Raw genomic sequence first — 26,047 nt, forward strand, 5'->3', positions numbered from 1 at the left:
CCATTATTTTTTAGTTGGACTTGCATATCCTTTTCGAATCATAACGCCCCAGTTTTGTTCTTTTCTGCGGAAGAAGAGCCAGTAGCCTTTTAATGAGGCATAAATCGTTACAGGATGGTAAACAAAAGGTTCAATAGCAGCCATCCCGATAAGAATCATTAGTTCTTTATAATTTGCATAACTTTTATACAGTATTTCATCGATTAATATGGATATTATGGTAATGGAGAGGTAAAATAAATAAACCAAAAGGCTTATGATTAGCAGGTACTGATAATCGATCATTCCAAATATAAAACTTGAAATAAGGGTTAGAATACCAACAAATTCGACGATCGGAACCAAAAATTCAAAACTAAAAAAGTACGGTAACACCAGGAAAGCGGTCCGTCCGTATTTTGGATTTAAAAACATTTTTCGATGCAGCTGTAAAGTTTGCACCAATCCTCTTGCCCAGCGGATGCGTTGCCGTAAGAATATTTTTCTGGTACTTGGAACTTCGGTCCAGCAAAGTGATTCCGGGATGTATTTGATTAAAAATTTCTCTTTATTGTCGTGCATGTATCTTCGCATTCGTGTCACAAGCTCCATATCTTCACCCAAAGACTGGTGCCAGTAACCGCCTGCTTTAATTACAATATCTTTATCAAACATACCCAAACCTCCCGAAACCAGAAGCAAGCCGTTTAGCTGACTCCAGGCCATTCTTCCAAATATAAAAGAACGTACATATTCTAATTCCTGAAAACGCGGATACCATTCTTTAGGATAGTGAACTTTAAACAAAAAGCCATCTTTTATTTCGCAGGAGTTTGAAATCCTGATTCCGGCACCGCATGCGATAACACGGGTTTCGTTTTCCATGAACGGTTTGGCCAGTTTTAGAATAGTATCTCTTTTTAAAATACAATCAACATCCGTACATAAAAACAAAGGGTATTGCGAAGAGTTTATTCCGGCATTTGTAGCGTCGGCTTTGCTTTTTCCGTTTATCTTGTCTACAATCAGCAGCTTTGAATAAACAGGATTTTTTGATTTATAGTGCCCGCGCACGGGTTGTGTGACTATTTTTTCCTGATAATAAAAATCAATTTTAACCAGATCAAATTCTGCAATAAGTTTTTCGAGCGTATCGTCAGAACTTCCATCATTGACAATAATGATTTCGTATTTTGGATAGGTTAAAGAAAGCAGGGATTTGACATTGTAAACAATATTTACACCTTCGTTAAAAGCGGGAGCTACAATAGAAACGCCTAGTATGTGGTTGGAACGTAGTAGAACCTCTTCGTCCAGATATTTTTGATATTTCAAGTGTTTTATAATTGCCCAATAGGATAAAACAGAGAGGAATATGTAGAACAAAATATATCCAACTGAAAAATAGGCGACAAAAATATCGTAGCAGCGAATCATATGAGATAGAAAATCCGGAATCATAGTTGTAATTTTCTAATGTGATTAATCATTTTTTGCGTATCCTTATCTTGTGTTCCTATTACATCCAAACGAACAGCATTAAGATTGTTTAAAGCAGTTACCATTTTTAATTTAAGGTCTTTGATTTTTTCTTTTGGAATTTGGGTGTTTAAAAACGAAACTGTTTTTTCGGAACCTATTACGGCCAACGCATCCAGAATTTCTAATTGTATTTCGATATTTTCATGTTCAAACTGCAAAAGTAAATCATCTTCGGCTTCGTACAGGTACAGATCCCGAATGGCGATGATAACATCGGTTCTCAGGCTTTTATTTTCATGTTTGAGTAAATTGATAATTTCCTGAGATTTGTTTCTGTAATTGTAAAAAACCATTGTCATTACCGCCAATTTCAAAATAGTTGGATTGTCGGATTCGATCCAATGGTCTATTTCTGGTGGAATTGGGATTTTTTGGGAATGCAATACATCCATTATTTTTATTGTGGTGGTAATAGATACTTTTACAGGAACTTTATTCACCGCCTGCCAATCACCTTTGGTTAAAATAAGATAGGCGATATTGGCATTTGATCGAATAATTTTATTGGGATGGAAAAGGTATTTCTTTAAGAGTGATATTCCCGGTTTGTATCCCAAGGCCTGAAAATGATAAATGCCATCGCATTTTTTATATTTTCTAAAGTCCCGAAGTAAACTTGCCGAGTAATGATTTAAGTCGAGCTGTTTGTAAATAAGAAGAATGTTTTTGGCTGTTTTTCCTTTTAAGTTGCTTTTCATCCGAATCATATCTTCGATCAGCATGTTTTTGCACCAGTTTTTATGAATGGGAATTTCGGATTTAAACTTGGCAATTTTATATTTTAGTATGCTTTTCTCCGGTTTTGAGAGTGTAATCTCAGTCAGGAAAATTTCAGATTTTCGTATAATATGATGTCTGTAAGGTAGCGTGTATTGATAATGAATTCTTTTGAGTATTAAGGCAAGTGCTAAAGCTAAACTTGTAAATACAAATAATGGGATGGCGTAGTGTTTTATATAACCTATAAAATGCTCCATAAATATTGCTTTATAGAGTGAAATTACGAAAAAAAACAGAATAAAGCTAATGAAAGGTTGCTTTACTGGGCTTAGAATCCTTCAAAAACGCCTAGTCCGAAAAGAGCAAAATCATATTTTACAGGATCGAGAGGATCCATTTTTCTGAGTTTGATATCAAGTTCTGTTAAGGCCTTTCCGTCATTTTGTTTTCGGGTTAGGATCCCTAGTTTTCGGGCTACATTGCCGGAATGTACATCAAGGGGACACGACAATAAAGCAGGAGAAATTGTTTTCCAGATTCCTAAATCAACACCTTTTGTATCCTGACGCACCATCCATCGTAGGTACATGTTGATTCTTTTTGCAGCCGAATTGTTTAGCGGATCTGAAATGTGTTTTTGAGTTCGCGGTAAATGATCGATCTCGAAAAATATTTTTTTGAATTCGCTGATACTTTTCTGTATACTGTCGGCTTCCTGATTTTTGGCAAAAACCGCTTCCAGACCATTGTGGTTCTGATAAATATGCTGTAATCCTTTTATAAAACCAGAAAAGTCTTTTCCGTTAAAAGTACGATGTACGAAGTTTTCAAGACGTTCCAGATCTTCATCCGAATGCGACATCACAAAATCATAAGGAGTATTCCCCATTAACTCCATCATTTGATGTGAATTACGGATAATCATTTTACGATTTCCCCAGGCGATGGTCGCGCTCAAAAAACCAGCAATCTCGATGTCTTCTTTCTGAGTAAATAAATGAGGAATCTGTACAGGATCACTGTCGATAAAATCGAGGTTGTTGTATTGAATTACTTTTTCGTCCAGGAATTCTTTGAGTTCTTTTTGTGTCATAATTAAAAGGAAAGATGCTAATAGATTGTTGTGGAGTTCTTAATTGCTAATTAATCCGTCAACCATTATTAACTTTCTGTCAGCCATATTGGCCAATTCTTCATTGTGGGTTACAATTACAAAAGTTTGTCCAAATTCATCGCGAAGCTGGAAGAACAACTGGTGTAAATTTTCGGCCGAATGGGTGTCCAGATTTCCCGAAGGTTCATCGGCAAAAATAACATCGGGTTTGTTGATTAGCGCTCTGGCGACAGCAACTCTTTGCTGTTCTCCTCCCGAAAGTTCATTTGGTTTATGATGTATGCGATGTGATAATCCCAAGTATTCTAAGATTTTTTTTGCTTCGTTTTCTGCTTCAGCCTTAGGTTTGTTGGCCATATAAGCCGGGATACAAACGTTTTCCAGCGCCGTAAATTCAGGTAATAATTGGTGAAACTGGAAGATAAAGCCTAAATTTAAATTTCGGAAATTAGACAATATCTTGTCCTTTTTGCTCTTCTTTTTAAAATAACGGTTCAAATAGATGAGTACTGACAAGATAGGCTGCGAGAAAGCAAAAAGTGCGACATATTCCAATAAATCATCCTCATTTTTAGTTCTGAAGAAGACTAGATAAACCAATAATAAAATGGAATACAAAACGCCAATCCACGATACAATTTTGAATCTTTTTTCCTCTTTTGAATTGTCCGTTTCAGTGTCCTGCAATTTTAATACATTTTCTCCATTGATAGTCAGGGAAGAGACAGCATTTCTTTCAGGTTTGTCTAAGGTTCCTAAAATTTGTAAGAGCGTTGTTTTTCCTGCACCTGATGCGCCAACAATTGAAACAATTTCTCCTTTTTTAATGTGTAGATCGACTCCTTTTAAAACTTCTAATTTGTCGTAAAACTTATGTATATTTTTTGCGTGGATCATTTTGAAACTGTTTCTACAAAGAAACAAAGATTCTTCCGATATAAAAATGCAGCTAACAGAATTTTAAGAACAAGTTTTTAAGAGCAATATCAATGATAATATCAATGACAATGACAATGACAATCTCAATTTTGTGGAATTGGAAAAAGCTAAGAGAACAAAAAAAATCACTACTAAATAATCGGCCTGGTTTTTGGGAGAAGATTGAAGGATATGCTTTTTGGTAATGAAAAGCGTTGAAAAGGTGGGAATTAAGAAATAAATTACGATCAAAAAATAAGTTAGTTTTAAAGAATTCTTTTTAAATTCGAATTTCTAAATACGATGAAAATGCAGGAAGCCAATGTAATACATGATGATAGAACAAAGAAACTCCTTTTGGGGCTGATTTTGGATGGAATAGGAATGCTAACCTACAGTATACTGGGGGTTGCAGAGATTGCTGATTTGATCTGGGCGCCAATAGCGGCTTTTATAATGATCAGAATGTACCCGGGAAGGGTAGGGAAAGTAGCAAGTGTTTTGACTTTTGTGGAAGAAATACTTCCGGGAACCGATATTATTCCTTCGTTTACAATAACTTGGATTTACACTTACTTTTTTCAAAAAGGAAGTAAGGAGTAATGATATTTAAGATTTTTGATTAACGATTTTTGATCTGGTGTTGTTAAACAACGCAATAGTTGATTTTATACTGCCATAACTATCCGAAATCAGGAATCTTAAATCTTTTTAATTGATTTTGTGCTTTTTAAGGTAAGTTAAGATTTAGGCTCTTTATCTTTAAATAAAAATCCAAGTCCCATATTTTTAAGCATTTTCTTTTCAAAATTCCAAAAGAAATGGAATTGCCCAAACAGTGTACCAATGGCCACTAATAAAACCTGATAGATTGGAAAAATAATCAGCAATCGGATCAGAGTAAACCAGCCTCCAAAATCTTCTTTGGTAATGCCCAGTAAAACGCAAAAGGGTTTAGACAGCCATGCAGATGCCGATCCTGTGATGGCAAAAACAATTAGTATTATAATGGCTTGTATATTTGAGGTAATACCCCAACGTTTCTTTAGTCTGTTCATTCTTTATTTGTAACGATTACAAATATAAGAACATTATCTTATAGGAACATAACCTCCGAGCTTTTGTTTGTATGTATTTTGAAAATAAATCATATAGTTATAAATCAGATAATTTACTTCGTAGCCATAATGAATCGTTGGCTGGTAATCAATCCTCATTTCATATAAATTAGGGTCGTAACGTTGTGGTTGTAAAACACGATTGTTCCATTCTGTCACGTACAAATTATTCTTGTTTTCGAGATAAGTTAACGAATAATAATTTCGCGGAAGTGCTCTCGAAGCCAGCCAGGTACTAAAACCATTATCGATGATGATAACTTCGTATTCTAAAGAATCATTGGCAATTCGTACCGTATCATTTACAGCAGCATTTGGTTTAGAGGATGTTTTTGCAGAAACAGTATTTTTTGAAGCTGTTGAGCATGCTATTATCGTAAACAGAAGGACTAGTATAAAAAGATATTTTTTCATAATTTTTGTTTGAACCCTAAATTTACAAATAAATGAGGGAAAGGTTTGGAGATTTAACAGTTTGTAAACAAAGGTTCTGAGGTTCTGAGGTTCTAAGGGGCTAAGTTGCTAAGTTTTTTTTATTTTGATGAATAAAAAAAGACTGTTTGTAAGGAAAAAGGTTCTGAGGCGCTAAGAGACTAAGTTGCTAAGGTTTTTAGTTTTGATGAACAAAAAAAGCTGTTTGAGTTTAACAAACAGCCTTTGTATTTTTAGTAAAAGTTTTAAAGCTTAAAGTTACCAAGGGAGTAGCTTAGTGTCTCAAGACCTTAGTTTCTTAGCACCTTAAAAAACTATTTCCCAAACAATTTCCCTAGTAAACCGCCAAGACCTCCGCTTTTTGTGAGTGCCATTGCATCGGCTACGTCTACTTTTCCGTCGTTATTCTGGTCCAGGCCAAACTGCATCCCGTATTTATTGATGGTATCCATGATGCCCGAAGCCTGTCCACTATTTCCTGAGATTGAGCTTATGATATCTGAAATGTTAAAACTACTGTCGTTTGGATCTTTTGCTTTGTTTACTAAAGAACTCAAAACCTGCGGAATCATACTTGAAGCGACACCAGCTGAATCGGCGCTGCTTAACCCGAATTTTTCACCAAGACTACCGCTCAATTGCTGTGTTATTTGCTGTACAACAGGATTAGAACTGTCTAACTTCGAAGTTCCGTTGAATAAGCCTGCTAATTGTTCTGCACCTCCTTCTGAAGCAATTTTTTGCAATCCTGAAAATATTGAAGAGCTAGTTTCCTGTATAACCGCTTCATTATGCTCATTTGGGACAGCACTGTTGTTTACCACTGCATCCCCTCCGTATTGTTGTACTAATTGTGTTAATTGTTCAAACATGATTAAAAGAATTTAGGTTAGAATTTAAACTCAAATTTAATCAAAAAAAGAAAGGGATTTATTAAACGATGTTAATAAATCCCTTCTAAATAATTTATTTTTAAATAATTAGCTCAATAAAGAAATAATTTGTGAGGCTAATTCTGTACCAATTCTGTCTTGTGCTTCATCTGTAGCAGCTCCAATATGTGGTGTCAATGAAATTTTAGAGTGCATTAAAATAGCCATTTCAGGTTTTGGTTCGCTTTCAAAAACATCTAATCCTGCAAATGCAACTTTTCCTGAATCTAAAGCTTTTAACAAGGCTACTTCGTCGATAACACCACCTCGGGCACAGTTTACGATTCCAACACCATCTTTCATAATCGCCAGTTCTTTTTCTCCAATGATATATCCATCCTGAGCAGGAACGTGTAAGGTGATAAAATCAGCTTCTTTGAATAAAGACTCTAAAGATTGAGAAACGATAGTTGTAGTGATAGACTGACCGTCAAAAAACTCCACTTTAACATCCACAGAAGGAATGAAGCTATCTGCAGCGATTACTTTCATTCCTAAGCCAAGCGCCATTTTTGCAGTAGCCTGACCAATACGTCCAATACCAACAATACCAAGAGTTTTTCCTCTTAATTCGGTACCGTTCGCGTATGCTTTTTTCAAACCGTCAAAGTTTGAATCCCCTTCAAGAGGCATATTTCTGTTAGAATCATGTAAAAAACGAACACCGGAAAATAAGTGTCCAAATACCAATTCAGCAACAGATTCTGATGATGAAGCCGGAGTATTAATGACATGAATTCCTTTGCTTTTTGCATAATCAACATCGATGTTGTCCATACCAACACCACCACGGCCGATAATTTTTAATCCCGGACAGGCATCGATAATGTCTTTACGAACTTTGGTAGCACTACGTACTAAAACCACCGCTACATTGTTCTCATTTACAAAATTAGCTACTTGTTCCTGAGCCACTTTTGTAGTAATAACTTCAAAACCACCTTTTTCTAAAGCAAGAATTCCACTTTTTGAAATTCCGTCATTGGCTAATACTTTCATCTTAGTTTATGTGTTTATTCGTTTATTTGTTTAATCGTACAGATTAGATGATAAACATATATTATAATTTTTTCTTTTTTGTTTAGGAGCTAATCCCGCTATCCGTTGTGATCTTTTTTGTTTTTAAAGAAAAAACAAAAAAGGATCTCCACTTCTATCGGGGCTAGGAATCCTGTGTTCAATTCCTGTTTTTGGCAAACTGCAAACTAAAAACTGCGACTTTGAAACTAAACTTTAGTTTCCAAAGCTTTCATTACATCTACTAAAACCTGAACGCTTTCGATAGACATCGCATTGTAGATTGAAGCTCTGTAACCACCAACTGAGCGGTGACCCGGTAATCCTGAAATTCCGGCTTCTTTCCATAAAGCATCAAAAGTAGCAGTATGATCGGCATTGTTCAATAAGAAAGTAACGTTCATTTTAGAACGATCTTCAACCGCTGCAGCACCTTTAAATAATGGATTTCTGTCAATTTCTGTGTAAAGTAAGTCGGCTTTTGCATTGTTTAGCTTTTCAACAGCAGCAACTCCTCCTTTTTCTTTGATCCATTGTAAGGTTAATAACGAAACATATACGGCAAAAACAGGAGGTGTGTTGTACATACTCTCTGCTTTAATATGTTTAGCGTAATCTAACATACTAGGAATTGTTCTTCCGCTTTTCTCCAGTATTTCTTCTTTGATCACTACCAAAGTAGTTCCTGCAGGTCCCATATTCTTTTGAGCACCGGCATAGATTAAATCAAATTTAGAGAAATCCAGTTCACGTGAAAAAATATCAGAACTCATGTCACAAACCACAGGAACGTTAGTTACCGGGAATTCTTTCATTTGAGTTCCAAAAATAGTATTGTTGCTGGTACAGTGAAAGTAATCAGCATCACTTGGTATTTCGTATCCTTTTGGAATATGGCTGTAATTGTCTTCTTTTGAAGAGCCAACGATAACAGTTTCTCCAAAAAACTTTGCTTCTTTTATAGCGGCAGTTGCCCACGTTCCGGAATCTAAATAAGCTGCTTTTCCGTTTTCTTTCATCAGGTTATATGGGGCCATAAGGAAGGCTGTGCTTGCACCACCTTGTAAAAATAAGGCCTGATATCCTTTTCCCTGAAGTCCTAATAATTCTAAAGCAAGGGATCGGGCTTCTTCCATAACGGCAACGAAATCTTTGCTTCGGTGCGAAATTTCAAGAATAGAGAGTCCTGAATCATTAAAATCTAAAATTGCTTTTGAGGCTTTCTCAAAAACTTCCTGAGGTAAGATACTTGGTCCTGCGCTGTAGTTGTGTTTTTTCATGGTTGTTGTTAATAGTCGAAAAATTTAAAGACGCAAATTTCGGCAATAGGACCTGAAAAAGCGATAAATTATTCGAAATATTTGCACATATTTTTACTTTGTTGTTAACAAAAACGTTATAGTATCTATGTTATCTGCGTAATCCCACAATCGTGGTTTTTGGGTTTGCCCGAAAGAAATACTGTTTTGAGTTAAGTCATGGCTCACGACGCATTGAATTTGCTCAGAATCAGCCTCTAAACGAGCTTGTAGATCTTCGATATTTTCATAGAATTCATAAAATACGCTCGAAATAGGAGAGGCGTAACTTGAATCTTCTTTTAAAGTTAGAAATCCATTGTCTAACAATTTGAAATTACTCATCAAAAATACGGCTTTGTTGTAGTCGTAATTGTTGGCATATTTTTCATAATGAATGACATCCTGATACTTAAAAATAGCCTGAAAAAAGGCATCAAAGGAATATCCTTTTGGAACAAAAAGCTTCGATACATTGCGGCATCCCAGACCGAAGTATCTGAAAATATCCTCGCCCAGAGCTTCTAATTCTTCATGAGTTTCTTTTCCGTTTAGAACCGCAACCGAATTTCTGTTTTTGCGAATGATCGATGGCTTGTCTTTAAAGTAATATTCAAAGTAGCGAGCAGTATTGTTGCTTCCTGTGGCAATTACCGCGTCAAAATTTTCTAGTTTACCTTCCACGAAAGTAATCTTATCTTTTAGATTTTCATCAGTAAAAATCAGGTATTTGGCTAAAAATGGTAATAAGTGCTGATCGTTTGAAGAGGTTTTTATTAAGGCTTTATTTCCAGTGATTAAGACCGATAAAAAGTCATGAAAACCTACTAACGGAATATTTCCGGCAAGGATCAAGGCGACCGTTTTTTCTGTTTTTTCAAATTCTGATGCATAAGCGGAAATCCATTTTTCAATATTCTCTTCTGTCAAAGCTTCGGCCCAGGAATTTATAGCAAAATACACTTGCTCAGGTGTATACCATCCATTGTGCGATTGCGAAAGGTTAATCAGTTTTATGAAATCATCAAAAAACAGGTCATTACCTAAAACCGATTCATTTCGTGTGTTTTCTGCTTCAGAGAACTGACTTAAAAATCGACCTAGTGCTATAAAAGACTGTTTTTTTTCGTTTTGTAACATAAGTAATTTGTTTATGAAAGGTTTTGATTGTAATTTTGCACAAAAATAAGCTATATTAAGTTATAAGGCAAAGCAGAATAAAATGTTTGACATTTTTAACGCAATTCTTATAATTTTTAACTCGTAACTAAGAACAAAATGGCAATAATTATAACTGACGAATGCATAAACTGTGGGGCTTGTGAACCAGAATGCCCAAATACAGCAATTTATGAAGGAGCTGACGATTGGAGATATAAAGACGGAACCAGTCTTTCAGGAAAAATAATTTTACCGGACGGAACTGAGGTTGATGCAGGTGATGCACAAACACCAATTTCTGATGAAGTATATTATATCGTTCCCGGAAAATGTACTGAGTGTAAAGGTTTTCATGACGAACCTCAGTGTGCTGCCGTATGTCCAGTTGATTGTTGTGTGCCAGACGATAATCACGTTGAAGACGAAGAAACTTTGTTGAATAGACAGGCGTTTTTACACGCTGAGTAAGTAATTATTTTCTGTTTTAGATAATAAAAGAAATCCTGAGTTTGCACTCAGGATTTTTTATGCCTTCATTTGTCTGGTCCGGTAAAGTTGAACTTCTTTTCGACTTCACTAAGGAAGATATATGGAGTTTTAACTTCATTAAAAATTAAATCCAAGTCTTGCATAGTAGTAAGCTCCGCTAAAGCCCATTTGTACAGCATCCCAATAACCACCTGCTTCGGTATTACCAGTCTCATCTTGCTTTGTTGGGTAAACGTTGAATAAATTATTGCTTCCAACACTTAATTTTAGGTTTTTTGTTAGTTTGTAACCAACGGTTAAATCAGTGATTAATCGTGCATTGTAGACATCGTTTTCATCTGCATAGTCTACTAAAACTACTTTGCTGAATCGGGTGAATGCTAAACCGGCATCAAATTTATTTTTAGCATAGTTTAGGTTTAAACCAAATTTGCTGTCCGGAGCCGAAGATAGTAAGAATGCTTTCTCGCGTCTTCCAAAGAAAGTACCTTCGTCTAAGGTGCCATTTTTTACATTATCAATTTTCATATCGTTGATATTTCCAACCAAAGTGGCACTAAATAGTGACTCTCCGAATCTTTTTTTCCAGGCCAGAACTAAATCTAAACCATGAGTACTGGTATCTACTCCGTTAACAAAAAACTGTGCTTTGTCAACACCAAGGTTTAAAGAAGTAGCATCAAAATATCCGGTAAGAACGATACGGTCTTTTACTTTAATGTAATAGCCATCAACTGTTGCTGTAAAGTCACCAAAAGAAGCAGTGAATCCCAAAGAAGCATTTACCGCTTTTTCTTCATTTAGTTTCTGAATTCCAAAAGCTTTGGTTACTGGGCTGTTGTTTGGAGCAAGTAAAACTTCGGTGGCTCCTCCTGCATTAAAATTTGTAAAACGCAAGTTGTAATAAATTTGTGCCAACGAAGGGGCACGGAAACCGGTACTTACAGATCCTCTAAAGTTAATGTGCTCTCCGGCTTTTACTCTGGCGGCTAATTTTCCGTTTAAAGTGCTTCCAAAATCACTGTAGTTTTCAAAACGAACCGCAGCACTCAATAAAAAGGCTTCTGTAATGTCTAGCTCAGCATCCGTATATAAAGATAAGTTGGTGCGGCTTTTGTCTACTGTATTCAAAGGGCTATATCCCGGAAAACCTTGTGATCCGCCCGGTCTGGAAATTGTTGGAGAAGAAGTTGGGTCTGTAGGATCGTAATCCGGATTCGGAATTGTTGGTGCACTTTGAGTTGTGGGATTGGTTATTGGTCTGCCGTTAGTATCGTAAGTAGCATAAGAGCCCTCTTCTCCTGAGAAAATGGTGAATTTTTCGGTTCTGTATTCAGCCCCAAAAGCAAGATTTAAACCGTTTAATACAGAATCATAGTTTTTAGAAAGGTCAAAATTGGTTGTGTTTTGAGTCAAACTGTGCCCTCCTGCATCAAATTCTGTCGGAGATTTGTCTTCTAATGAAGCATTTAAAGTGCCTTTGATGTAGTAATGAAACATGTTTTTTCCATAGGTATTACTAAGATCGATGTTCCATCCACTGGCTGTTTTAGTTCTAAATCCTGCCGCCAGAGAATTGTCGATAATATTAGATGTAATTCTAGGGGTGTAGCCACCAGGATAAACCGATTCAACAACTCTTTCTCCTCCGTTTCGGGTAAAAGCATAGGCGTCTGTATCTCTGTAATTTCGGCCTCCAAAAGCATAAAACTGCGTTTTTTCGGAAACGGGTATTGCTAAATTTCCAAAAAGATTAAAACTCTGGATAGAGGCATCTCCAAAACCTTTTCTAAAATCGTAAGCAGGTCTTAATGTTTTGTTTTTATTGATGTACTCAGTGGTGAAATTGGCATATCCGCCTTTCTCGCCAATTGCAACTCCATAATTGGCAGCTACTTTTACAGATCCACCGTCAAAAGATTGATTTTTACCATAAGAATTTCCATTTCCGTTTTGGTCCAGTCTGAAGTTTTTTGTATTTGGAGTTCCTTCCAGAAAATCGCCTTTTGCATTGGTATTAGATACACCATAGGTTACGGATCCTGTTAATTCGTCTACATTGTCATTCAGCACAATATTAATAACACCGGCAATGGCGTCAGAACCGTATTGTGCTGCAGCGCCATCTCTAAGAATCTCAATTCTTTTGATAGAAGTAGCAGGGATTGCATTTAAATCTGTTCCTGTATTTCCACGTCCACGTGTACCAAATAAATTAATTAGTGACGATTGATGTCTTCTTTTTCCGTTAATTAAAACCAATGTCTGATCGGGTCCTAAACCTCTTAAAGAAGCAGGGTCTACGTGATCGGCACCATCAGAACCGGATTGTTTGTTGGCGTTAAATGAAGGAGCAACATATTGCAGTAATTGATTGATTTCTAGTTTACCACTTTGGGTCGTGACATCTTGCACATTTATAACGTCAATTGGAACAGCCGAATTTACAACAGTTCTTTTTGTATTTCTGGAACCTACAATGACAACATCGTTCAGAATCTGACCTCCATTTTCGTCTAATGTAACATCGGTTTTACTGTTTGAGGATGATTTTTCTACGTTTGTATATCCTACGAAACTAAAAATTAATACGGCACCTTCTTTAACTTTTATAATGTAACCGCCTTCAAAATTGGTAGATACACCATTTGTTGTTCCTTTTTCAAGAATATTAACTCCGGGTATAGGATTACCCGATTTATCTTTTACAACTCCTGATATTTCTTTTTGGGCAAATAGAAATGCTGTGTTAAATAGAATTATTAATAATGCAATCTTTTTCATAGTTACTTGAGTTTGGTTTATTTATTCTTGTTGGTCTATTATAAAAGTAATTATTTTTAACAAAAAATTAATAAAAAGTTTAATTATTTTTAAGACAGGGCTTTAAAAAACATTAATCGTCATTTTTACTTCACTTGCGAGCTATTAAATCTTATATTTGCAAAATTTTAAAGCCAAAAAATAATATTTTGGCAGAAATGCTAAGTGAATACGTAAATTATAACCTGTTAAAAGTGATTCCTGCATATTAAATTAGGAAGGACTCAAAAAAACAGGTTCACATAAAAACAAATAGAATCAACAGATGAAAGCAGGAATTGTAGGATTACCAAATGTTGGAAAATCAACATTATTTAATTGTTTATCTAATGCAAAAGCGCAAAGTGCTAACTTTCCGTTTTGTACAATCGAACCTAATATTGGGGTTGTAAACGTTCCGGATCCAAGAATCAACAAATTAGAAGAATTAGTAAAACCAGAGCGTGTACAAATGGCAACCGTTGATATCGTTGATATCGCAGGTTTGGTAAAAGGTGCAAGTAAAGGAGAAGGTCTTGGAAATCAGTTTTTAGGAAACATTAGAGAGTGTAATGCTATTATTCACGTTTTGCGTTGTTTTGATAATGATAACATTGTTCACGTTGACGGAAATGTAAACCCAATTCGTGATAAAGAAACGATTGATATAGAACTTCAATTGAAAGATTTAGAAACAATTGAAAAACGTCTGGAAAAAGTAAAACGTGCAGCTAAAACCGGAAACAAAGAAGCTCAGACAGAAGAGGCTTTGTTAAACCGAATCAGAGAAGCATTGCTACAGGCAAAATCAGCCAGAACCATTATTCCTCAAAACAATGACGAAGAGGTTTTAATGGAAGCGTTTCAGTTGATTACTGCAAAACCGGTATTATATGTTTGTAATGTTGATGAAAGCTCAGCTGTAAATGGAAACAAATATGTAGATCAGGTTCGCGAATTGGTAAAAGATGAAGAAGCTGAAGTTATTATTCTTTCAGTAGGAGCAGAAGCTGATATTACAGAATTAGAAAGCTACGAAGAGCGTCAGGTATTCCTTGAAGACATGGGATTAACTGAGCCGGGAGCTTCAGTATTAATTCGTGCCGCTTATAAATTATTAAAACAACAAACTTACTTTACGGCTGGTGTAAAAGAAGTACGTGCCTGGACAATCAATATTGGAGCAACAGCACCACAAGCTGCTGGAGTTATCCATACTGATTTTGAAAAAGGATTCATTCGCGCAGAGGTAATTTCATACGAAGATTATGTGCATTACGGTTCTGAAGCAAAAGCAAAAGAAGCTGGAAAATTCAAAGTTGAAGGAAAAGAATATATCGTAAAAGATGGTGATGTAATGCATTTCCGTTTTAACGTTTAATTTTTTTAGAAAATAGAGTAAAGATTATAGAAAATAGAGAAAACTGCTGGAGAAATTCAGCAGTTTTTTTATGTCTTAAAGAATTTGGAAAATTTTGGCTTAGTAATTGGTTACAGAAAAATTAACCAATTACTAATCTAAAATCAATCAACCAAAATGCTAAAAAAATCATTCAAATTTCTGGGTTGGACTCTTTTCGGAATTTTCACCTTCCTTGCATTGTATACTACATCAGTTCTTATTATTTCAAAAATCACTGTTAATTCTGATGTCACGGAAGTGAATGAGAAAGATGCTATTCCAATTTACATCCTTTCAAACGGAGTTCATACTGATATAGTAGTTCCACTTGTTAATGAAGTGAAAGACTGGCGAAAAGAAATTCAGTTTAGTCAGACACAAGCTAATGATACACTGGCAACATTTGTAGCTTTTGGATGGGGAGATAAAGGTTTTTATCTATATACGCCGGAATGGTCAGATTTAAAAGTGAGTACAGCTTTAAAAGCAGTATTTGGAGTAAGTTCGTCAGCGATGCATACCACATTTTTCAAACAATTAAAGGAGGGAGAAGATTGTAAACGTATATTGGTTTCAAAAGAAAACTACCAAAAGTTAGTAATTTATATTTCAGAAAGCTTTAATAATCCCACAAACCCAGAGTGGATTCAAGGATATAGTTATGGAAGGAAAGACGCTTTTTATGAAGCTAAAGGAAGTTATAGTCTTTTTTATACTTGTAACACTTGGGCCAATTGTGCCTTGAAGGCAGCCAATCAAAAAGCGAGTTTGTGGACGGTTTATGATAAAGGGATTTTTGGCCATTATCAGTAAAAGGAGAAAAGCTGTCTTGTGAGCGTGTAGTCCCTACGGGACAAAAGCTTTGGGTGATTAGGAATGTTACCAATATTGAATCTCTACGAGATATTTTTTAATTTTAGATGTTGTTATTGTGTGGTTTAACGAGACAAAGATCGTGGTTGATTACAAATAGCAATAATATTTAGTTTCTATAAAATAAACTTCGCTAGGAGTTAAACGTAGGTAATATGTAGTGTAACAAGACAAGAGTTATATATGTTTCAAATGGCAATAACATTTAGTTTCTATAAAATAAACTCCGATAGGAGTTAAATTTCGGTAGAAAAAGAATTAGATCCCATTGAAAAATGTCCCGTAGGGACTATATGTATTTCCATATGAAATTTTATAGGTAAGAAGGATACATGGTAAAAATGTAAAAATTGTCTGTAATACAGGAATTTAATCTTTTAATTATTCTTTAAATTTGAAAGAATATCAAAAAAAAAACGAATCCTGTGGAAAAGCGAAATATTTTATCTAAAACCTGGTATTTGCTGAAAACCACTTTTTTAGAGTTCAATGATGACAATGCGATCAAGTTAAGCGCTGCTTTATCCTATTACACGATATTTGCATTGCCGCCTTTATTGATTATCATTATAACGATTTGTGGTTTCTTTTTTGGAGAAGAGGCGGTAACAGGCGAGCTGTACGGACAGATAAACCGATTAGTAGGCAACGATGCTGCGATTCAAATTCAGGATGCCATTAAAAATGTGCAATTGACTGATAGTAATGTTTTTGTAACGATTTTTGGAGTAGTGATGCTTCTGATCGGGGCTTCGGGTGTTTTTGCTGAAATATAGAGCTCTATTAATTTTATCTGGGGGCTGCGTGCCAAACCCAACAAAGGCCTAAAAAAGTTCATTCAAAACCGAATCATGTCTTTCTCTATGATTGTTTCTGTTGGTTTTCTAATGCTAGTGAGTTTAATGTTAAATGCTGTTTTAGATCTCTTAAACTCCAGACTCAAAATATATTTAGAAGATAACACGGTGTATTTGTTTTATGTCATAAATTTGATAATCGTTTTGGTAAGTATCACATTGCTTTTTGCAATTATATTCCGAACTTTACCAGACGGAGTCATAAAATGGAAAGATGCTTTTATTGGTGCCGGATGTACAGCAGTTCTTTTTTTGATTGGCAAATTTGCGATTGGATTTTATTTAGGAAATTCAACAATAGCAAGTGTTTACGGTGCAGCCGGATCGGTAATAATTATTTTGGTCTGGGTGTATTATTCAGCCATCATTTTGTATTTTGGAGCTGAGTTTACCAAAGTGTATGCCAAATCATTTGGAGGGCAAATTGCTCCAAACGAATACGCTGTAGAAATAAAAAAAGAGATTTTTGAAATTAAAAAATAATACCACTATGAAAATTATAGCCTTTGGAGGAAGTAACAGTCAGCATTCGATAAACAAACATCTGGCGACTTATGCTGCCAGCTTATTTGACAATGCGACAGTTGAGGTTTTGGATCTCAATGATTTTGCAATGCCATTATTTAGTGTTGATTTAGAAAAAGAAATTGGTCAGCACGAGTTGGCAAAGACATTTTTACAAAAGATTGAAAATGCAGATTTGTTGGTGGTTTCTCTGGCAGAAAACAACGGAAACTATTCTGCCGCTTTTAAAAATTTATTTGATTGGAGCTCCAGAATAATGAAAGAAATCTTTCAGCAGAAACCAATGTTATTATTGGCTACCTCGCCTGGACCAAGAGGAGGAGCTTCGGTTTTGGAAATTGCCAATAATGCTTTACCGAGATTCGGTGCACAAATTAAAGCTACTTTTTCATTACCTACATTTAATGCGAATTTTGATTTGGAAGAAAATAAAATCTCAAATGCGGAGTTAAATAAGGAACTAAAAGACATTATTAAGTCTAGTTTTTAACCTATGATCCTAAAAAAGATTGCCTTTAACATTTTATTTCTGAATTTTATCTTCTTTAATTCGGTACAAGCCCAAAAGTATAATGCGATTGATAATATTGTATTGAAGTATCCCGCACATTTTAGTTCTGTAGAAAGTCTGGCAGACAGAATTCAGAAAGATTTTACTTCAGATCGTGATAAAGCGAGAGCAATTTACAGTTGGATTGCTTTAAACATAAAATACGATTATAAATCTTATCTGAATCCGCCAAAACCGCTCAGATTTACCTATATTAATGAAGCGGACAAACAAGCAAAAATTGCAGTTTTAAAGGAAAAAACATGGCAGAACACTTTCGAGTCCCAAAAAGCGGTTTGTGAAGGTTTTACACTTTTATATCAGGAATTGGCCTCTTTAACGGGTTTGAAATGTGAGGTGATCCGAGGAGATTCTAAACGATCGTCGAGTGATATTGGACGTAAAAATTCGTTTTCCAATCATTCTTGGAATACGGTTCAGGTAGATGGAAAATGGATTTTGGTTGATGTAACCTGGGGGCAGGGATATTATGACAGCAACAAAAAAGTGGCAGTGAGTCATTTCACATCTGCTTATTTTGACACCGATCCGAAGTATTTTTTTGCGAAACATTTTCCGGATTCCGGTACCTATCTCAATACAAAATTAAACAAAGAGGATTTCCTGAACGGACCTTTGATTTTTGATGCTACAATTGAAGGAGATCATGAAATTTTAAAACCCAATTCGGGAATTATTCATGCAAACGATGGAGACAAGATCACTTTCAGAATAAAAAATATCTCAAAGACAGATACATTATATTATTTGAAAAATGGGAAACCTGTTAAAATTGAAGCTCCTAAAGAAATAAGAGGATCTTTGGAATTTGAAGTAACCTATGATAAAAAAATAGGCTCATTTATTACTTTTTTTCTCGATCGGAACGGTATAATGGTATTTAAAATACTTCCAAAGTAAGCCGAATGGGAGATCTTTGTGCAAAGGATTTTCTTCTTTTGCCGAATTGCCGTATCTTAGCCAATAAGGTTTTTGAAATTAACTTAGCAGTCAGGTCATGGAAACTACTTTTCCGAAATCAATCTTAGATAATGATTTCTATAAATTTACAATGCAGCATGCTGTAATCAAACTTTTTCCGAAGTCTCAGGTTCGTTATGGTTTTATAAACAGGGGAAAACATGATTTTCCGCCGGGTTTTGGAGATTTACTTCGAAAATCGGTAGATGCAATGGCAGATTTGCGGTTGACAAAAGAAGAAAAGCAATACTTATCCAGTCATTGTTCTTATTTAGATCCCACTTATTTTGATTTTCTACAGGGCTATATTTTTGACCCGTCTGAAGTTCAAATTACTCAGACAGGTTCTGAGCTAAAAGTAACGGTTGAAGGATACTGGTACCGGACTATTTTATGGGAAGTGCCCTTGATGGCTTTAATTTCGGAATTGTTTTATAAAACAGGTCATTTACTTCGATCAGACGATGAAACTTTAAGAAGTCTGACCAAAAGCAAAATAGATAATTACAATAAAATCGGAGTTTCGATTCTGGAGTTTGGAACGCGCCGCCGCCACTCGTATGATGTACAAGCTGTGGTAAATGAAACACTGCGGGAATTTGGTGCGGAGAGTTTTATAGGCACAAGTAATGTTCATTTTGCAATGACTAACAACATACGGCCTTTGGGTACGCACGCTCATGAGTGGTTTATGTTTCATGCTGCACAATATGGCTTTAAAATGGCCAATTCAATGGGACTGGAACACTGGACGCAGGTGTATGGCGGTGATCTTGGAATTGCCCTGACAGATACTTATACGACAGCTGTATTTTTTGAACAGTTTGATAAAAAGTATTCCAAGCTTTTTGACGGAGTACGTCACGATAGCGGAGACCCGATTGAGTTTGCAGAAACAGTAATTTCGCACTATGTCAAAATGGGAATTGATCCGAAATCGAAAGTCATTGTATTTTCCGATTCGCTGAATTATGAGAAGGTAAAAAACATCACTGATTTTTGTAAAGACAAAATCAAAATGTCATTTGGTATCGGAACCAATTTTACCAATGATGTTGGTTTGCGGTCGATGAATATGGTTATAAAATTAACAGAAGTTAAACTGAACGATACCCATTGGCAAGGCGTTGTAAAACTTTCTGATGAAAAAAACAAAAACACGGGAACGCCCGAAATGATTGCTTTGGCAAAAGAAGTACTGGGAATCAAATAGTATTTTTTTGGTCAAATTCTGTTTTTTTTATGTTTTTAGGAACGTTATTATTTTAAAATCAATGTAAATAGGGTTTAAAGCTGTTATTAATCGTAACAAAAGAAAAAATACACTTTCATTTTTTGACTATAAATGGTACATTAGCCAAAAATCCAATTCACTTTATGCTAGAGCAAAATCAATATACCGAAGATAACATCCGATCACTCGATTGGAAAGAACATATCCGTATGCGTCCCGGAATGTATATCGGGAAATTGGGAGACGGATCTTCGCCGGATGATGGTATTTATATTCTTTTAAAAGAGGTTTTAGACAACTGTATTGATGAGTTTGTAATGGGCTCAGGAAAAACTATCGAAGTGACTATCAGAGATAAAACGGTTTCGGTTCGTGATTACGGACGTGGAATTCCGTTAGGAAAAGTAGTTGATGTAGTTTCGAAAATGAACACGGGAGGGAAGTACGATTCTAAGGCTTTCCAGAAATCGGTTGGTTTGAACGGTGTCGGAACAAAAGCGGTAAATGCATTATCCAATTTTTTTCGTGTAGAATCAGTTCGTGATGATAAACAAAAAGGGGCCGAGTTTTCTGCAGGAAACCTGGTTCTTGAAGAAGATATAATTGAAACAACAAAGCGAAAAGGAACAAAAGTAACCTTCATTCCTGACGAAACGATCTTTAAAAATTATAAATTCCGTTTAGAATATGTAATTAAAATGGTGAAGAACTATTGTTATCTAAACAATGGTTTGACGATTATTTTCAACGGAGAAAAATATTATTCCGAAAATGGACTTCGTGATTTATTAGAAGAAACCATAAATGCAGAAGATCTTGAATATCCAATTATTCATTTAAAGGATCATGATATCGAAATTGCTTTAACGCACAGTAAAACGCAATACAGTGAGGAATATCACTCTTTTGTTAATGGCCAGAACACCACACAAGGAGGAACGCACTTAGCGGCCTACAGAGAAGCCATTGTAAAAACCATTCGTGAGTTTTACAATAAAAACTTTGAAGCATCCGATGTTCGTAAATCAATTGTGAGTGCGATTAGTATTAAAGTTATGGAGCCGGTTTTTGAGTCTCAGACCAAAACAAAATTGGGTTCTACTGATATGGGTTCTGATGACGGAACACCACCGGTTTCGGTTCGTACTTTTGTAAATGATTTTATCAAAAACAAATTAGACAGTTATTTACATAAAAATCCGCCAACTGCTGAAGCTTTATTGCGTAAAATTCTACAAGCGGAGAGAGAGCGTAAAGAATTATCAGGAATTCGTAAACTGGCAACAGATCGTGCTAAAAAAGCCAATCTTCACAATAAAAAATTAAGAGACTGTCGTGCGCATCTTCCGGATACAAAGAACCCAAGAAACTTAGAAAGTACACTTTTTATTACCGAGGGAGATTCGGCTTCGGGATCGATTACCAAATCGCGTGATGTAAATACACAGGCAGTTTTCAGTTTGCGTGGTAAGCCTTTGAACTCTTACGGAATGAGCAAGAAAATTGTGTATGAGAATGAAGAATTTAACTTGCTTCAGGCAGCGCTTGATATTGAAGACGGACTGGAAAAATTGCGTTACAACAATATCGTAATCGCAACCGATGCCGATGTCGACGGTATGCACATTCGTTTGCTGTTGATTACTTTTTTTCTTCAGTTTTTCCCTGAGTTAATCAAAGAAGGCCATTTGTACATTTTGCAGACACCGCTTTTTAGGGTTCGTAATAAAAAAGAAACCATCTATTGTTATTCTGAAGAAGAACGAAAAGACGCGATCGAAAAACTAAAACCCAAACCAGAAATCACCCGATTTAAAGGTTTAGGAGAGATTTCTCCGGATGAGTTTAAGAATTTTATTGGAGACACCATTCGTCTTGACCCAATTATGATGGATAAAAATACTTCGATAGAGCAATTATTGTCTTTCTATATGGGGAAAAATACTCCGGACAGACAAGAATTTATTATCAAGAATTTGAAAGTGGAGTTGGATGCGGTTGAGGCTGTGGTTTAAATAAATTTTAATGATTAGTAACTTAAATTTCATTCATGAAAAAACATCTTTTTGTTTTATCGATTTTATTATTTGTTTCGTGCCAGTCTAATAAAAAGGAAGATAAGAAAGAACTTATTGTTACAAATAAAGCTAATGAAGTTGAAATTGAAGAAAGTAATGACAGTTTAATTTATAAAATCGCAGAAGATTCAATAGTAATTGGAGGTGATACTTTAAAAATTGAAGCTCCTTTTATTTATTCTTTTGAAGGAATACTTGATAGTAATAAAAAAATTCAAATTCATATTTCGAATAAATTGACTGAAGAATATGGTGGATATTGGAAATCAGGTAATCTTTATATTGATGGAGAAAATCAAATTTTTGGCTTCGGAATTATAAAAAATAAAAAAGATAATTTCTATACAGGAGAAGTATATTATGATAGAGATGAAAGTAATAAAATTATTTGTAATCTTAAATTATACAATTTGGCTAGCGAGAAAATGTTTATAGAATGTATCTACAATAAAAAAAAATATAAAATTTATCCAAGTACAAAATTTCCATCTTATAAGTGTTATGATAAAATAGATTATACATTATTTGATACTAGAGAAGCTTATAAAAAAGGTAATGCAAGAGATTATACGCCATCAAGAGATTATATTTTCTTTGGAGAAATTTTATCAAATGATACGAGTTTTGAAGCTTTAAGTTCTAATTTAAAGTATTTGTATGCAGATTCGCTTAGTATAAAAGATCATAAAAAGTGGAAACATAATTTTGACATTAAAAAGTCAGTAAGTGATGATGATAATTACATGTCAGAAAGCTTATATACTAGTTCGCCTATTTTTATTGATTCAAATATTTATGTAGTTTCGGGTTACTGGTACAACTATATGGGTGGAGCACACGGTTTATACCATACATCATATGATAATTATGAAGTAAGTACTGGAAGAAAAATAGAAATAGCTCAAATTCTAAACATTAAAGATGAAAATTTTATTGAGTTTTATGAAAATAGAATAAGATCAGATTATGGTGATGCAGTGCCATCTACAATACCATTTGCTAATACTTATTATATTTTGCCAACAGGAATTACATTTTCTTATGCTCCTTATGAATTAGTTGGTTTTGCAGGAGGAGAACCACATATTTTTCTTAGCTATGAAGAATTAAAACCATATATTTTAAAAAACACTATTCTGGATAAGTATAATTCGAATTAATAATAAGCTAATTTTGATTTAATTAGACAATCAAATTTTTCAGAATAAAAAATACAAATTTATAATTTCGAATATAAATAAATGAAAGACGAAGAAGACGATAACATCATTCCGGGCGACGACGAGAATAATTCAGAAGAAAACCTGGATAACATTCAGGAAGGAGATGACGATGGAATTATCGATGTAGATGCCAAACATTTTGAAGGAGCGCATTTTTACGAAAATCGGGAACAGGAAGGTGAAGACGTAATTACGAAAGTTACCGGAATGTACAAGGACTGGTTTTTGGACTATGCTTCGTACGTAATTCTGGAACGTGCAGTTCCTGCTATCGAGGACGGATTTAAACCGGTTCAGCGTCGTATTATGCACTCTTTGAAAGAGTTGGATGACGGTCGTTATAATAAAGTTGCCAATGTTGTAGGTCACACCATGCAGTATCACCCACACGGAGATGCGAGTATTGGTGACGCTATGGTGCAAATTGGACAAAAAGATTTATTGATTGACTGCCAGGGAAACTGGGGAAATATTTTAACAGGTGACGGAGCAGCAGCTTCCCGTTACATTGAAGCACGTTTGTCAAAATTTGCTTTAGAAGTTTTGTATTCTCCTAAAATTACCGATTGGGGAGTTTCGTACGACGGTCGTCGCGCAGAACCAAACAATCTTCCGGTAAAGTTTCCGTTGCTTTTGGCACAAGGAGCAGAAGGAATTGCAGTTGGTTTATCCACGAAAGTGTTACCTCACAACTTCAATGAGTTAATTGATGCTTCGATTAAGATTTTAAAAGGAAAAGCGTTTACATTATATCCTGATTTTATGACACAAGGTATTGCCGATGTGTCAAATTATAATGACGGACTTCGTGGCGGACGTGTTCGTGTACGTGCTAAAATTGCGCAATTAGACAAGAATACACTGGTGATAACACAAATTCCGTTTTCGACCAATACTTCGAGTTTAATTGACAGTATTTTGAAAGCCAACGAAAAAGGTAAAATCAAAATCAAGAAAATTGAAGACAATACTGCCGCTGATGTTGAGATTTTAATCCATCTTTTTCCGGGTGTTTCTCCGGACAAAACCATAGATGCGTTGTTTGCTTTTACAGCCTGTGAGACTTCGGTAGCACCTTTAGGTTGTGTTATTGAAGACAATAAGCCCTTGTTTATCGGAGTTTCTGAAATGTTAAAAATATCGACGCACAGAACCGTTGATTTACTTCGTCAGGAGTTGGAAATTCAATTAGAAGAATTAAAAAACAAATGGCATTTTTCGACTTTAGAAAAAATCTTCATTCGTGAAGAGATGTATATTGATTTTAAATTGTATTCTGATAGAGAATCACTTTACAAATATTTATACGATCGTTTTGATCCATTCAAAAAATCATTCGTCAGAGAAATCAACGATGAGGATTTACAGCGATTGACTCAGATTCCGATGATTCGTATTACCCGCTTTGACTCTGATAAAGCCGATGACTTTATCGCAAAATTGGAAGACGAAATGAAGGAGGTAGAATACAATCTCGCAAACTTAACGGATTTTGCGATTGCTTATTTTACTAAGTTAAAAGAGAAATACGGAAAAGGTCGCGAACGTCAGACTGAACTTCGTGTTTTTGATAATGTTGAAGCTACAAAAGTGGTGTTAAGAAATACCAAATTGTACGTAAATCGCGAAGAAGGTTTTGTTGGAACCAGTTTAAAGAAAGATGAATATCTAGCGGATTGTTCTGATATTGACGATGTTATTGTGTTTTTACGCGATGGTAAAATGATGATTACAAAAGTGGATACCAAGACATTCGTCGGAAAAGACATTATACATGCTGCAGTTTTTGATAAAAATGATAAACGCACCATTTACAATATGATGTACCGTGATGGAAAATCAGGTCCTTCTTATATAAAGCGTTTTAATGTTACCGGTGTGACGCGTGACAAACCTTATGATTTAACGAATGGGACCAATGGATCACAAGTCGTTTATTTTTCGCATAATCCGAATGGAGAGGCTGAGGTTGTTACCATCTTATTGCGTCAGATTGGAACGATAAAGAAATTGAAATTTGATATTGATTTTGCTAAATTAGCGATCAAAGGAAGGGCTTCAAAAGGAAATCTAGTTACGAAATACCCAATCAAAAAAATTGAATTAAAAGAGAAAGGTATTTCGACGCTATTGCCAAGAAAAGTCTGGTTTGATGATACGGTGAAACGTTTGAATGTTGACGCCAGAGGAGAATTGTTGGGTGAATTTAAACCAAGCGATAAAATCTTAATTATCAGTCAGAGTGGTAAACTAAAGGTTATTATACCTGAATTATCGACTCATTTTGATGAAGATATGATTGTCTTGGAAAAATGGAAGCCTAAGAAACCAATTTCGGCAATCTATTATGATGGAGAAAAAGAACGTTATTTCCTGAAACGTTTCCTTGTTGAAAATGAAGGAAAAGAAGAAAGTTTTATTACAGACCATCCGAATTCGCAATTAGAAATTGTATCTACAGATTACCGTCCGTTAGCCCAGTTGGTTTTTTCAAAGGTAAAAGGAGTTCAAAAAGAAGATTTACATATTGATGTTGAGGATTTTATCGCAGTAAAAGGTTTTAAAGCACTAGGGAATCAACTGACGGCTGATAAGTTGAAGCAAGTTAATTTGTTAGATCCGCTACCTTATGAAGAACCGGTTGAAGAAGTTCCGGAAAGGAAAACTGCAGATTCTGAGGATGAACCTGTCGAAACAGAATTAGATGACGATGGCCAGATAGGTCTGGTTTTAGAATAATAAAAAACAAAAAACGCTAAGATATTCTTAGCGTTTTTTTATAGCTCCAGATTTTAAAAAGTA

General features: G+C 35.2%; 20 protein-coding genes and 3 pseudogenes. 11 read left to right on the top strand and 12 right to left on the bottom strand.

Annotated features, from left to right (window positions below; translation table 11 throughout):
- Positions 1–3: 3 nt before the first annotated feature.
- The 5 genes and pseudogenes from AC3IS6_RS13365 to AC3IS6_RS13385 form a co-directional block, all read right to left on the bottom strand.
- Positions 4–1,314, bottom strand: a complete 1,311-nt coding sequence (locus AC3IS6_RS13365; RefSeq protein WP_489160018.1) for a glycosyltransferase family 2 protein — start codon at positions 1,312–1,314, stop codon at positions 4–6.
- Between the two features lie 122 nt (positions 1,315–1,436).
- Positions 1,437–2,498 (bottom strand): HEAT repeat domain-containing protein, encoded by a 1,062-nt coding sequence (locus tag AC3IS6_RS13370; protein ID WP_489160020.1) that lies wholly within the window; start codon positions 2,496–2,498, stop codon positions 1,437–1,439.
- A 71-nt stretch (positions 2,499–2,569) separates the two neighbouring features.
- The gene (locus AC3IS6_RS13375; protein WP_489160021.1) at positions 2,570–3,334 is read right to left on the bottom strand and encodes a TIGR02757 family protein; all 765 of its coding nucleotides are present in this window, start codon (positions 3,332–3,334) and stop codon (positions 2,570–2,572) included.
- Positions 3,335–3,373: 39 nt separating this feature from the next.
- Positions 3,374–3,823 (bottom strand): annotated as a pseudogene (locus tag AC3IS6_RS13380) (ABC transporter ATP-binding protein); the annotation flags it as partial.
- A 207-nt stretch (positions 3,824–4,030) separates the two neighbouring features.
- Positions 4,031–4,252 (bottom strand): annotated as a pseudogene (locus AC3IS6_RS13385) (ATP-binding cassette domain-containing protein); the annotation flags it as partial.
- A gap of 330 nt (positions 4,253–4,582) precedes the next feature.
- On the opposite strand from AC3IS6_RS13385, the gene AC3IS6_RS13390 reads away from it, so the two are divergent.
- A complete protein-coding gene (locus AC3IS6_RS13390; protein WP_489160023.1) occupies positions 4,583–4,876 on the top strand; it encodes a hypothetical protein in 294 nt (97 codons plus the stop codon).
- 137 nt (positions 4,877–5,013) lie between these two features.
- Here AC3IS6_RS13390 and AC3IS6_RS13395 read toward each other — a convergent pair whose 3' ends face one another.
- The 6 genes from AC3IS6_RS13395 to AC3IS6_RS13420 all read right to left on the bottom strand — a co-directional run bounded on the left by AC3IS6_RS13395 (position 5,014) and on the right by AC3IS6_RS13420 (position 10,210).
- Entirely contained in the window at positions 5,014–5,331 is a 318-nt protein-coding gene (locus AC3IS6_RS13395) for a DUF6787 family protein (RefSeq protein WP_489160025.1), read from the bottom strand.
- A 33-nt stretch (positions 5,332–5,364) separates the two neighbouring features.
- Entirely contained in the window at positions 5,365–5,805 is a 441-nt protein-coding gene (locus AC3IS6_RS13400) for a DUF6146 family protein (protein WP_489160027.1), read from the bottom strand.
- A gap of 332 nt (positions 5,806–6,137) precedes the next feature.
- Entirely contained in the window at positions 6,138–6,695 is a 558-nt protein-coding gene (locus AC3IS6_RS13405) for a hypothetical protein (protein WP_489160029.1), read from the bottom strand.
- Positions 6,696–6,803: 108 nt separating this feature from the next.
- Complete coding sequence (locus AC3IS6_RS13410; protein ID WP_173966773.1) at positions 6,804–7,754, bottom strand: D-2-hydroxyacid dehydrogenase; 951 nt, start codon at positions 7,752–7,754, stop codon at positions 6,804–6,806.
- Positions 7,755–7,981: 227 nt separating this feature from the next.
- Positions 7,982–9,052 carry a 3-phosphoserine/phosphohydroxythreonine transaminase gene (gene serC / locus AC3IS6_RS13415; protein ID WP_489160030.1) on the bottom strand — a complete coding sequence of 357 codons (1,071 nt, stop codon included), beginning with the start codon at positions 9,050–9,052 and terminating at the stop codon, positions 7,982–7,984.
- 93 nt (positions 9,053–9,145) lie between these two features.
- Positions 9,146–10,210: an acyl-CoA reductase gene (locus AC3IS6_RS13420; RefSeq protein WP_489160032.1), complete on the bottom strand. Its 1,065-nt coding sequence runs from the start codon at positions 10,208–10,210 to the stop codon at positions 9,146–9,148.
- A 138-nt stretch (positions 10,211–10,348) separates the two neighbouring features.
- On the opposite strand from AC3IS6_RS13420, the gene AC3IS6_RS13425 reads away from it, so the two are divergent.
- Complete coding sequence (locus tag AC3IS6_RS13425; RefSeq protein WP_263360410.1) at positions 10,349–10,699, top strand: 4Fe-4S dicluster domain-containing protein; 351 nt, start codon at positions 10,349–10,351, stop codon at positions 10,697–10,699.
- A gap of 138 nt (positions 10,700–10,837) precedes the next feature.
- On the opposite strand, the gene AC3IS6_RS13430 is transcribed toward AC3IS6_RS13425, so the two are convergent.
- Positions 10,838–13,504: a TonB-dependent receptor gene (locus AC3IS6_RS13430; RefSeq protein WP_489160034.1), complete on the bottom strand. Its 2,667-nt coding sequence runs from the start codon at positions 13,502–13,504 to the stop codon at positions 10,838–10,840.
- A gap of 304 nt (positions 13,505–13,808) precedes the next feature.
- Here AC3IS6_RS13430 and ychF point away from each other — a divergent pair, with 304 nt between their 5' ends.
- From ychF to AC3IS6_RS13475, 9 genes and pseudogenes are all read left to right on the top strand, one after another.
- On the top strand, positions 13,809–14,903 hold the full coding sequence (gene ychF, locus AC3IS6_RS13435) for a redox-regulated ATPase YchF (protein ID WP_173966768.1): 1,095 nt from the start codon (positions 13,809–13,811) through the stop codon (positions 14,901–14,903).
- Positions 14,904–15,059: 156 nt separating this feature from the next.
- Positions 15,060–15,737, top strand: a complete 678-nt coding sequence (locus AC3IS6_RS13440; RefSeq protein WP_489160036.1) for a TIGR02117 family protein — start codon at positions 15,060–15,062, stop codon at positions 15,735–15,737.
- A gap of 485 nt (positions 15,738–16,222) precedes the next feature.
- A pseudogene (locus tag AC3IS6_RS13445) lies at positions 16,223–17,137 on the top strand (YihY/virulence factor BrkB family protein).
- Between the two features lie 7 nt (positions 17,138–17,144).
- The gene (locus tag AC3IS6_RS13450) at positions 17,145–17,669 is read left to right on the top strand and encodes an NADPH-dependent FMN reductase (RefSeq protein ID WP_489160038.1); all 525 of its coding nucleotides are present in this window, start codon (positions 17,145–17,147) and stop codon (positions 17,667–17,669) included.
- A 3-nt stretch (positions 17,670–17,672) separates the two neighbouring features.
- Positions 17,673–18,650 carry a transglutaminase domain-containing protein gene (locus AC3IS6_RS13455; protein ID WP_489160039.1) on the top strand — a complete coding sequence of 326 codons (978 nt, stop codon included), beginning with the start codon at positions 17,673–17,675 and terminating at the stop codon, positions 18,648–18,650.
- Positions 18,651–18,747: 97 nt separating this feature from the next.
- On the top strand, positions 18,748–19,923 hold the full coding sequence (gene pncB, locus AC3IS6_RS13460; protein ID WP_489160040.1) for a nicotinate phosphoribosyltransferase: 1,176 nt from the start codon (positions 18,748–18,750) through the stop codon (positions 19,921–19,923).
- A 164-nt stretch (positions 19,924–20,087) separates the two neighbouring features.
- Complete coding sequence (locus tag AC3IS6_RS13465) at positions 20,088–21,959, top strand: DNA topoisomerase IV subunit B (protein WP_489160042.1); 1,872 nt, start codon at positions 20,088–20,090, stop codon at positions 21,957–21,959.
- A gap of 35 nt (positions 21,960–21,994) precedes the next feature.
- Entirely contained in the window at positions 21,995–23,182 is a 1,188-nt protein-coding gene (locus AC3IS6_RS13470) for a hypothetical protein (protein ID WP_489160044.1), read from the top strand.
- Positions 23,183–23,263: 81 nt separating this feature from the next.
- Complete coding sequence (locus AC3IS6_RS13475) at positions 23,264–25,984, top strand: DNA gyrase/topoisomerase IV subunit A (protein ID WP_489160046.1); 2,721 nt, start codon at positions 23,264–23,266, stop codon at positions 25,982–25,984.
- Positions 25,985–26,047 lie beyond the last annotated feature (63 nt).

This window comes from Flavobacterium sp. KH_035, assembly GCF_057839565.1.